A 231-nucleotide genomic window follows, 5' to 3' on the forward strand; every position below is an offset into this window, starting at 1 on the left:
GCCAATACATGTTCGGCCGGAAGCACGTTAATCGTGCCGATGACATTGGCCGTCATGAAGGCATTTCCGGTCAAGCCGGCAACATCGAGAACCGCTTCGGTCAAGCGGGCAAAAGCCTGCGCTTGCGCTTCAGGCGAAAGCAACCGTTCGGGGAGTGTAAGCGTAATAGGCATGGGACATCTCCTTGTTGGACCTGCGACGGCAATTGATATATACCGATCACTCTTTATC

Annotated in this window: 1 pseudogene; it reads right to left on the reverse strand. The window is 53.7% G+C overall.

What is annotated here, in order from left to right:
• Window positions 1-173, reverse strand: a pseudogene (locus tag ACPYOJ_RS37135) (Tautomerase enzyme); the annotation flags it as partial.
• Window positions 174-231: the final 58 nt, after the last annotated feature.

Source organism: Rhizobium sp. SVR5-9E, assembly GCF_056755095.1.